This window comes from Buttiauxella warmboldiae (genome assembly GCF_003818135.1).
GTDB lineage: Bacteria > Pseudomonadota > Gammaproteobacteria > Enterobacterales > Enterobacteriaceae > Buttiauxella > Buttiauxella warmboldiae.
In genome coordinates, this window is sequence record NZ_RPOH01000107.1 from 1 (window position 1) to 10,013 (window position 10,013).

The window sequence follows — 10,013 nt, forward strand, 5'->3', positions numbered from 1 at the left end:
ATCGCCACCAGGAAGGAAAAACCACGCTTTTTCCTTCCTGGTCAGCATACTAACCGGGCTGATTTTTTTGCCCCACCGTCTTATACTGCGCCGCATTAAGGACAAGCGAGCCCTCTCATGCAAAAAAAATCCATCTACGTTGCCTACACCGGCGGTACTATCGGTATGCAACGCTCAGCACACGGTTACATCCCTGTTTCCGGCCACCTGCAACGGCAGCTGGCGTTGATGCCTGAATTTCATCGCCCGGAAATGCCTGATTTCACCATCCATGAATATCAGCCGCTGATGGACTCCTCGGACATGACGCCTGAGGACTGGCAGCACATCGCCGACGATATTAAAGCCCGCTACGATGAGTACGACGGTTTTGTGATCCTGCACGGTACGGACACCATGGCATTCACCGCTTCGGCGCTGTCGTTCATGCTGGAAAACCTCAGCAAACCGGTGATTGTTACCGGCTCGCAAATCCCGCTGGAGGAGCTGCGCTCCGATGGGCAAATTAACCTGCTCAACTCGCTGTATATCGCGGCAAACTTCCCGATTAACGAAGTGACGCTGTTCTTCAATAATCGTCTGTATCGCGGCAACCGCACCACCAAGGCCCATGCCGACGGCTTCGATGCGTTTGCTTCGCCAAACCTTGCCCCCCTGCTTGAAGCAGGAATTCATATTCGCCGCCTGAACACACCTGCCGCACCGCAGAGCGTAGGGGAACTGGTAGTCCACCCTATTACTCCGCAGCCTATTGGGGTGGTAACGATTTATCCTGGGATCTCAGCAGACGTGGTGGGCAATTTTTTACGCCAGCCTGTTAAGGCATTGATCCTGCGCTCTTACGGCGTAGGTAACGCCCCCCAGCACGGAGCATTCCTGCAAGAGTTACAAAAAGCCTGTTCACGCGGAATTGTGGTGGTTAACCTGACGCAGTGTATGTCGGGGAAAGTGAATATGGGCGGCTACGCGACGGGTAATGCCCTGGCGCAAGCGGGCGTGATTAGCGGCTATGATATGACGGTTGAGGCAACGCTGACTAAGCTGCACTATCTGCTCAGTCAGAATCTGGACGTGCAGGCCATTCGCGAAGCGATGTCGTGCAACTTACGTGGCGAACTGACCCCGGATGAATAAGGAGAAATCATGAAACGTGCTTTGTTACTGGTTGATATACAGAATGATTTTTGTGCCGGTGGCGCGCTTGCCGTTCCCGAAGGAGACAGCACGGTTGACGTGGCAAATAGGCTAATTAGCTTCTGCAAAGCGCACGGCGATGCAATAGTCGCCACCCAGGACTGGCACCCGGCCAATCACGGGAGTTTCGCCAGCGTTCAGAGAACCGAGCCTTTTTCACAAGGGAGGCTCGACGGGCTGCGGCAAACCTGGTGGCCCGATCACTGCGTGCAGAATAGCGAAGGAGCACAGCTCCACCCTTTGCTTAATACGCATGACGTCGATGCTGTCTTTCAAAAAGGCGAAAATCCACTGATTGATAGCTACAGTGCATTTTTCGACAACGGGCATCGCCAGAAAACGCTGCTTGATGACTGGTTGTACCGCAATGAGACCAAGCAGCTCGTGGTACTCGGACTGGCGACCGATTATTGCGTGAAATTTACGGTGCTTGATGCTTTAACGCTGGGCTATGAGGTTATCGTAATAACCGATGGTTGCCGCGGTGTGAACCTGCAACCACAGGATAGCCTGAAAGCTTTCCAGACTATGTCTGCGGCGGGCGCCACGCTGATGACGCAGGCTGATTTTATCTGCTAGCTTTATCCTGGGTGGCAGCACGCCACCCGGTTGTCAATTTACAGCTTCACCGTCACAATCGGCGCGGGTTCAATACCAAACTCAGCCTTGAGCTGCTGTTTGCTTTTCATCACCATCTGCCCCTGGGTGTCGATGGTCATATGCTGCGCGTCAGTGTTGTAACGCGCCTGCCACATCATCACCAGCTGCAGACTGTTCTCTTTTTGATCGGGCGTCAGTGCCACACCGTCCGGCCATTTCCCCAGCTCAACGGCGGTCACCAGGCGTTGATAAACTTCCGGCGTCATAGTGTTTAACATTTCATCCAGATTCATCATGCGGCAAGCTCCTGTGGAATAATTAGCTGAATCGATTTTTCAACCTTCAGTTTGCTCACCGTTTTTGTCGTCGGTGAAGTTTAACGAAGCTGAATTTACGCAGTAGCGCTCGCCGGTCGGCTGCGGGCCATCCGGGAAAACATGGCCTAAATGAGCTTCACAGTGGCTACAGCGGATCTCAATACGTTCCATGCCGTGGGAGAAGTCCTTGATGTAGCGGATAGCGCTGTCGCTTACCGGCTCATAGAAACTAGGCCAGCCGCAGCCTGAGTCATACTTGGAGTCGGACATAAACAGCGGGGCATCACAGACCAGGCAATGGTAGACACCTTCCCGCTTGTTATGCAGCAGGCGCCCGGAAAACGGCGGCTCGGTGCCGTGCTTCTGGGTGACATAGAACTGCATTTCAGACAGGTTTTTTTTAGATAAATCAGGAGGTAATTGGTTAGCCATAGCTGTACATCTCGTGCAGTGGGGAGCGTAACTGATAACAGCATGATTCTAACAAAAAATTAACAACACCGTGCGGTTTTTTGTTCTAAACTTAGCCCTGAATTTCTGGCACAGCGTCAATTGTGACCGGCATCACATTTTTGTAGGAATCGATGTTTAAAATTCCTCGTATCGTCCCCGTTTGGATAAACAGCCAAAAGGGAAGCGCGAGGCGGTTCAGTCGTTCAAATGATCTCCACTGGATTGATTTGTCGCAATGATTGACACGATTCCGCTTGACGCTGAGTAAGGTTTTTGTAATTTTACAGGCAACCTTTTATTCACTAACAAATAGCTGGTGGAATATATGACTATCAAAGTAGGTATCAACGGTTTTGGCCGTATCGGCCGTATTGTTTTCCGTGCTGCTCAGGAACGTTCTGACATTGAAATCGTTGCAATCAACGACCTGTTAGACGCTGAATACATGGCTTACATGCTGAAGTACGACTCAACTCACGGTCGTTTCAACGGCACTGTAGAAGTCAAAGACGGCCACCTGGTTGTTAACGGCAAAACTATCCGTGTTACCGCAGAACGCGATCCGGCTAACCTGAAGTGGAACGAAGTCAACGTAGACGTTGTTGCTGAAGCAACCGGTCTGTTCCTGACTGACGAAACTGCTCGTAAGCACATCACTGCTGGCGCTAAAAAAGTGGTTCTGACTGGTCCTTCTAAAGACAGCACGCCGATGTTCGTTAAAGGCGCTAACTTTGAGAAGTATGCTGGCCAGGATATCGTTTCTAACGCATCTTGCACCACTAACTGCCTGGCTCCACTGGCTAAAGTTATCAACGACAACTTCGGTATTATCGAAGGTCTGATGACCACTGTTCACGCCACTACCGCTACGCAGAAAACTGTTGATGGCCCGTCTCACAAAGACTGGCGCGGCGGCCGCGGCGCAGCTCAGAACATCATCCCTTCTTCTACCGGTGCTGCTAAAGCTGTCGGCGTGGTACTGCCAGAGCTGAACGGTAAAATCACTGGTATGGCGTTCCGCGTTCCAACTCCAAACGTGTCTGTAGTTGACCTGACCGTTCGTCTGGAAAAAGCTGCGTCTTACGAAGAAATCAAGAAAGCAATCAAAGCGGCTGCTGAAGGCCCAATGAAAGGCGTTCTGGGTTACACCGAAGACGACGTTGTTTCTACCGATTTCAACGGCGAAGTTTGCACTTCCGTGTTCGATGCTAAAGCGGGTATCGCACTGAACGACAACTTTGTGAAACTGGTTTCCTGGTACGACAACGAAACTGGCTACTCAAACAAAGTACTGGATCTGATCGCTCACATCTCCAAATAAGTTGAGATGAGTGTTTAATCCTGAAGGGCGACTGCGGTCGCCCTTTTTTTTCGCCTTTGATCGATAGGTTAAACCAATGATTAATAAAATTTTTGCCCTTCCGGTTATTGAACAAATCACCCCTTCTCTCTCCCGCCGTCAGATTGATGAGCTGGAAGTCATCGTGATTGACCACCCGCAGGCTCGCGGCTCTGTCACTTTGCAGGGTGCGCATCTGCTGTCATGGAAGCCCGCAGGTGAAGATGAAGTGCTGTGGTTGAGCGACAACACGCCATTTAAAGACGGCGTGGCTATTCGTGGTGGCGTGCCAATCTGCTGGCCGTGGTTTGGCCCGGCGGCGCAGGCCGGTCTGCCAGCTCATGGTTTCGCCCGTAATCTGCCGTGGACTCTGAGCGCGCATCATGAAGATGAAAACGGCGTGGCGCTGACTTTCGAACTGCAAAGCAGCGATGCCAGCCGCCAGTACTGGCCGCATGACTTTACCCTGTACGCGCGTTACAAGCTGGGTAAAACCTGTGAGATGGAACTGGAAGCGCACGGCGAGTTTACAGTGAACTCAGCGCTGCATACTTACTTCAACGTTGGCGATATCGCTGAGGTGAAAGTCAGTGGGCTGGGCAACAAGTATATCGATAAAGTGCTGAACGCTTCTCTCGGCCAGTTAACCGATGGAGTACAAACCTTCCCGGATCGTACAGATCGCGTGTATCTGCAGCCGGAAGAGTGCAGCGTCATCCACGATGCCAGTCTGAATCGCACTATTGATGTCGTTCATCATCACCATATTAACGTGGTTGGCTGGAACCCAGGCCCGGCGCTCTCGGCCTCGATGACGGATATGCCAGACGATGGTTACAAAACTTTCGTCTGCGTGGAAACCGCCTATGCCAGCGCCATGCAGCAGGCGACAGCGGATAAACCTGCTCGTTTAGCCACCACCTTGCGCGTGGCGAAAAAAGCTTAATCCCCCTCTAAAGGCGTTTCCGGTACCGGGCCGTAAACGCCTTTTCCATCACCTGGCTTGCTTCTGAAATGACTGCACCACCAATGTGCAAACGGGGCGCAATCGCCCCGAGGAAGGAGATAAGCTACACCATCAGAAACTGTAGGTGACGCCCGTCATCAAAATACCCGTCCACTCTTTATCAATCATCGGGCTATTGGTGACTTCATCGGCCAGGTGGATATAACGCCCCATCCCGAAAACGTTCCAGCTCTGCGTAAGCTTGTAGTTTACCGACAACTCAACATACGGCGACCAGCTATCGTCAGGGTTATAGCTGCTTAACCCGCTGCGCTGCGACTCGTTTTTGCTGATGCCATAATAGTATTCGTTCTGATTTTCGCTGCTCCACACGATCCCGATACCCGGCGTCAATGTCAGCCTGTCGGCGCTGTAGCGATACAGCCACGCGGTGTCCCAGGTGATACCGTTACTGTTATCCAGGGTGTCGCCCGCAAGCACCGTGCGCAGGAAACCATAATCGGTGTAGTGCACATACGAAAGCCCCGCCATCAGCGTCGCTTTACGGTTTTCTAACTGACGCATACTTTTTGAGTCACTGTCCTTCGCACGGAAGAAGAGCGGCGAGTAGTAGGCGGTGACAGACAGCTTGTCGGTCTTGTCATTCCACAGGTAGTAACCCGCGTTAAGGCCACGCAGGTAGAAACTGTCCCCTTCGTAACCCACCATTGGCACCGGGTAGACACGGTCCTGATCGCCTTTATACATGTTTGGGGTAACCAGGGCTGCAGCCCCTAAAGACCATGGGCCGTCAGCGGCATGTACGGCAGTAAAAGATGAGGCAATCAACGCCCCTAATATAAGAAATTTGAATTTGCTCACAATCCATTAAGCCCTTTAATCAAATAATCAGCGCTGAGAGTGTAACCTCCCTTGCTCTCCACCCCAAATTTTTTACTCAATTTAAACTTCTGTGCAACCATTCAACATCTCGTACCCGGGTTTCACCTTCGTTTCACTTTTATGAATAGCGGGTCATAGCCGGCGCTGCGCTTGATGACCTAAAGGAGAAATAAATGGATGAGTTATTGATATGTCATTGAAATTGGCCCGTGGCCGTATGCAAGTTTTGCAAATGCCATCTACGCTTTATTTTAGGAAGATGAAATACGCTGAACACAGCACGAAAACGCCACTAGCGAAGTTGGCATAAAAGTTGCTCGAGATTCAGGAGGCGTCTTCCGGGAGCCCATTACTATTACCCTCGGCTCTCTAACCTGTGCTAAAAACGAAAGGACGGCATGCCATGAATATATTCGATCACTATCGCCAGCGTTATGAAGCTGCCAAGGACGAAGAGTTCACACTGCAGGAGTTTCTTGCCATCTGTAAGCAAGATCGCAGTGCCTATGCTAATGCGGCAGAAAGGCTATTGATGGCCATTGGTGAACCCGTAATGGTGGATACTGCCACAGAGCCACGGCTGTCCCGTCTCTTTTCGAACCGGGTGATTTCCCGTTACCCGGCATTTGAAGAGTTCTATGGCATGGAAGAAGCCATTGAACAAATTGTTGCCTATCTCAAACATGCTGCCCAGGGTCTGGAAGAGAAGAAACAGATCCTCTATTTGCTGGGCCCGGTCGGGGGCGGTAAATCCTCGCTCGCTGAACGCCTGAAAGCGCTGATGCAGCGCGTCCCCATTTATACCCTGAGCGCTAACGGCGAGCGCAGCCCGGTGAATGACCACCCGCTGTGTTTGTTTAATCCGCAGGAGGACGCCTCGATTCTGGAAAAAGAGTACGGCGTCCCAACCCGCTACCTCGGCACAATTATGTCGCCATGGGCGGCAAAACGTCTGCATGAGTTTGGCGGCGACATCACCAAATTCCGCGTGGTGAAAGTCTGGCCGTCGATTCTGGCGCAAATTGCGATTGCCAAAACGGAACCGGGGGATGAGAACAACCAGGATATCTCGGCGCTGGTCGGGAAAGTGGATATTCGTAAGCTGGAAAACCACGCGCAGAACGATCCTGATGCCTACGGCTATTCCGGTGCGCTGTGCCGCGCAAACCAGGGCATCATGGAATTTGTGGAGATGTTCAAAGCGCCGATTAAAGTGCTCCACCCATTGCTGACCGCAACCCAGGAGGGGAACTATAACGGGACGGAAGGCATCTCCGCCCTGCCGTTTAACGGCATTATTCTGGCGCACTCCAACGAATCCGAGTGGGTGACCTTCCGCAATAACAAAAACAACGAGGCGTTCCTTGACCGTGTTTATATCGTCAAAGTGCCTTATTGCCTGCGGATTTCCGAAGAGATCAAAATCTACGAAAAACTGCTCACCCACAGCGAGTTGCTCCACGCCCCCTGTGCGCCCGGCACGCTGGAAACGCTATCGCGCTTCTCTATTCTGTCGCGGCTGAAAGAGCCGGAAAACTCCAGTATTTACTCGAAAATGCGCGTGTACGACGGTGAAAGTCTGAAAGATACCGACCCGAAAGCGAAATCCTACCAGGAGTATCGCGATTATGCCGGCGTCGACGAAGGCATGAACGGGCTCTCAACGCGCTTTGCGTTCAAAATTCTCTCCCGCGTGTTCAACTTTGACCACGTAGAAGTGGCCGCCAACCCGGTGCATCTGTTCTATGTGCTGGAACAGCAGATCGAGCGCGAACAGTTCCCGCAGGATGTGGCGGAGAAATACCTGGAGCACCTGAAAGGCTACCTGATCCCGAAATACGCTGAATTTATTGGTAAAGAGATCCAGACCGCGTATCTCGAATCTTACTCAGAGTACGGGCAAAATATTTTCGACCGTTATGTTACCTACGCTGACTTCTGGATTCAGGATCAGGAGTACCGCGACCCGGATACCGGCCAGCTGTTTGACCGTGAGTCCCTGAATGCGGAACTGGAAAAAATTGAAAAACCGGCCGGCATCAGCAACCCGAAAGATTTCCGCAATGAGATAGTTAACTTCGTGCTGCGCGCCCGTGCCAACAATAATGGTCGCAACCCTAACTGGACCAGCTACGAGAAGCTGCGCACGGTTATCGAGAAGAAAATGTTCTCCAATACCGAAGAGCTGCTGCCCGTTATCTCGTTCAATGCCAAAACCTCGACCGACGAGCAGAAAAAACACGATGACTTTGTCGATCGCATGATGGAGAAAGGCTACACCCGCAAACAGGTTCGCCTGCTGTGCGAATGGTATCTGCGGGTGCGCAAATCTTCATAACGCCTGAGTCAAAGATGGGGCCACGCGCTGTGGCCCCCTGCGCAGTTGGCAAAGAAGTTTGGGGGAAATATGGCCTATTTTATTGACAGGCGACTGAACGGTAAAAATAAAAGCGCGGTGAATCGCCAGCGTTTTTTACGCCGTTATAAGGCACAGATTAAACAGTCAATTTCCGGGGCCATCAACAAGCGTTCGGTCACCGACGTCGACAGCGGCGAATCCGTCTCTATCCCAAATGAAGACATCAGCGAACCGATGTTTCATCAGGGACGCGGCGGGCTGCGTCATCGCGTTCACCCCGGAAACGATCACTTTGTGCAGAATGACCGCATTGAGCGCCCGCAGGGCGGCGGCGGTTCCGGTGGGGGCCAGGGCCAGGCAAGCCAGGACGGTGAAGGCCAGGATGAATTCGTGTTTCAGATTTCCAAAGATGAATATCTCGATCTGCTGTTTGAAGACCTGGCCTTGCCGAATCTGAAGAAGAATCAGCACCGCCAGATCGCCGAGTTTAAATCGCATCGTGCGGGTTATACCTCGAATGGCGTGCCGGCGAATATTAGCGTGGTGCGTTCACTGCAAAACTCGCTGGCCCGGCGCACGGCGATGACCGCCGGAAAACGCCGCCAGCTGCATGAACTGGAAGAAAGCCTGCAGACGGTAAGCCACAGCGAGCCTGCGCAGCTGCTGGAAGAAGAGCGCTTGCGCAAAGAGATTGCTGAACTGCGCGACAAGATTGCCCGGGTGCCGTTTATCGACACTTTCGATCTGCGCTACAAAAATTATGAAAAACGCCCTGAACCTTCAAGCCAGGCGGTGATGTTCTGTTTAATGGATGTCTCCGGCTCGATGGACCAGGCGACCAAGGATATGGCTAAACGCTTTTATATCCTGCTCTATCTGTTCCTGAGCCGGACCTATAAAAACGTGGAGGTAGTTTATATTCGCCACCACACCCAGGCCAAAGAGGTGGATGAGCACGAGTTCTTTTACTCGCAGGAAACGGGCGGCACGATTGTCTCCAGCGCCCTGAAACTGATGGATGAAGTGGTAAAAGAGCGCTATGACCCGGCGCTGTGGAATATTTACGCGGCACAAGCCTCCGATGGTGATAACTGGGCGGATGATTCACCGCTGTGCCATGAGCTGCTGGCGAAAAAAATACTGCCGATGGTGCGTTATTACAGCTACATCGAAATCACCCGCCGCGCCCACCAAACCCTGTGGCGCGAATATGAGGATTTACAGTCCACGTTTGATAACTTTGCAATGCAGCATATTCGCGATCAGGATGATATCTATCCGGTATTTCGTGAGCTATTCCAGAAGCAGACGAACCACACTTACACCTGACCTTGCAGGCCCGCCAGAATATTCTGGCAGGCCTGGTTATTTCCCGCCGATGACAGCAGCAGCTTATGCTACTGATAAGCCAACTCCGCACGCGCTTTGCACCTGCTACAGGCCCACAGCATCAGCGCATGCAAAAATTCGCCTCACGCCTTAAAAAGACTGACGACAGAACCTCCCTGCGCGTAAAGTGATAAATCACAATAAAAACAGTTTCCAGACTGATGACAAACCCCCATGACTTTCGCAAAACGAACATGGTCTATCAATAAAAAACAAGGAAAATCAATTTATTGATTTTCGGCTGATCACCACAAAGAAGGAAAAACCACGCTTTTTCCTTCTTTGTCAGCAATCTCTATTCCTGCGCCTTGATTGATATCATATGCGCGAGTACCCTGAAGCGACACAATGGAACGCAACTTTTTATATCTATCCGAATGATTTCAACGTTAAGAGCGGGGAGACTACATCGCCTCGCCTGGCTTTGAAGTAATACAGATAACTGGAGCATGAAAATTCTACGATGGAAATGTCTACCGGGCGTGCGCTATTTCGTAACTTCTTAGGCCAGTC

9 protein-coding genes are annotated in these 10,013 nt (G+C 51.7%); 6 read left to right on the top strand and 3 right to left on the bottom strand.

The genetic code is table 11. The annotated features are described in order from the left end of the window. The first annotated feature begins 117 nt into the window (after nucleotides 1-117). Nucleotides 118-1,134 carry an asparaginase gene (gene ansA, locus EHN07_RS19730; protein ID WP_124025710.1) on the top strand — a complete coding sequence of 339 codons (1,017 nt, stop codon included), beginning with the start codon at nucleotides 118-120 and terminating at the stop codon, nucleotides 1,132-1,134. A 6-nt stretch (nucleotides 1,135-1,140) separates the two neighbouring features. Beyond that, on the top strand, nucleotides 1,141-1,773 hold the full coding sequence (pncA, locus tag EHN07_RS19735) for a bifunctional nicotinamidase/pyrazinamidase (protein ID WP_124025711.1): 633 nt from the start codon (nucleotides 1,141-1,143) through the stop codon (nucleotides 1,771-1,773). A 38-nt stretch (nucleotides 1,774-1,811) separates the two neighbouring features. Here pncA and EHN07_RS19740 read toward each other — a convergent pair whose 3' ends face one another. After that, nucleotides 1,812-2,087, bottom strand: coding sequence for a YeaC family protein (locus EHN07_RS19740; RefSeq protein ID WP_124025718.1), 276 nt, complete (start codon nucleotides 2,085-2,087; stop codon nucleotides 1,812-1,814). Between the two features lie 42 nt (nucleotides 2,088-2,129). Next, complete coding sequence (gene msrB / locus EHN07_RS19745) at nucleotides 2,130-2,543, bottom strand: peptide-methionine (R)-S-oxide reductase MsrB (protein WP_124025712.1); 414 nt, start codon at nucleotides 2,541-2,543, stop codon at nucleotides 2,130-2,132. Nucleotides 2,544-2,889: 346 nt separating this feature from the next. Between msrB and gapA the strand changes: the two genes are divergently transcribed. Beyond that, on the top strand, nucleotides 2,890-3,885 hold the full coding sequence (gene gapA / locus EHN07_RS19750; RefSeq protein ID WP_124025713.1) for a glyceraldehyde-3-phosphate dehydrogenase: 996 nt from the start codon (nucleotides 2,890-2,892) through the stop codon (nucleotides 3,883-3,885). Between the two features lie 76 nt (nucleotides 3,886-3,961). Continuing rightward, nucleotides 3,962-4,849 (top strand): D-hexose-6-phosphate mutarotase, encoded by an 888-nt coding sequence (locus EHN07_RS19755; RefSeq protein ID WP_124025714.1) that lies wholly within the window; start codon nucleotides 3,962-3,964, stop codon nucleotides 4,847-4,849. A 132-nt stretch (nucleotides 4,850-4,981) separates the two neighbouring features. On the opposite strand, the gene EHN07_RS19760 is transcribed toward EHN07_RS19755, so the two are convergent. Beyond that, on the bottom strand, nucleotides 4,982-5,731 hold the full coding sequence (locus EHN07_RS19760; protein ID WP_124025715.1) for a MipA/OmpV family protein: 750 nt from the start codon (nucleotides 5,729-5,731) through the stop codon (nucleotides 4,982-4,984). Nucleotides 5,732-6,155: 424 nt separating this feature from the next. Here EHN07_RS19760 and yeaG point away from each other — a divergent pair, with 424 nt between their 5' ends. Beyond that, the gene (gene yeaG, locus EHN07_RS19765) at nucleotides 6,156-8,090 is read left to right on the top strand and encodes a protein kinase YeaG (protein ID WP_124025716.1); all 1,935 of its coding nucleotides are present in this window, start codon (nucleotides 6,156-6,158) and stop codon (nucleotides 8,088-8,090) included. A 69-nt stretch (nucleotides 8,091-8,159) separates the two neighbouring features. Continuing rightward, nucleotides 8,160-9,440: a YeaH/YhbH family protein gene (locus EHN07_RS19770; RefSeq protein ID WP_124025717.1), complete on the top strand. Its 1,281-nt coding sequence runs from the start codon at nucleotides 8,160-8,162 to the stop codon at nucleotides 9,438-9,440. Nucleotides 9,441-10,013 lie beyond the last annotated feature (573 nt).

Excerpts from the sequence above, each read along its gene's own strand:
- ansA (WP_124025710.1), top strand. The coding sequence starts at position 118 with ATGCAAAAAAAATCCATCTACGTTGCCTACACCGGCGGTACTATCGGT.
- EHN07_RS19740 (WP_124025718.1), bottom strand. The coding sequence starts at position 2,087 with ATGAATCTGGATGAAATGTTAAACACTATGACGCCGGAAGTTTATCAA.
- msrB (WP_124025712.1), bottom strand. The coding sequence starts at position 2,543 with ATGGCTAACCAATTACCTCCTGATTTATCTAAAAAAAACCTGTCTGAA.
- gapA (WP_124025713.1), top strand. The coding sequence starts at position 2,890 with ATGACTATCAAAGTAGGTATCAACGGTTTTGGCCGTATCGGCCGTATT.
- EHN07_RS19755 (WP_124025714.1), top strand. The coding sequence starts at position 3,962 with ATGATTAATAAAATTTTTGCCCTTCCGGTTATTGAACAAATCACCCCT.
- yeaG (WP_124025716.1), top strand. The coding sequence starts at position 6,156 with ATGAATATATTCGATCACTATCGCCAGCGTTATGAAGCTGCCAAGGAC.
- EHN07_RS19770 (WP_124025717.1), top strand. The coding sequence starts at position 8,160 with ATGGCCTATTTTATTGACAGGCGACTGAACGGTAAAAATAAAAGCGCG.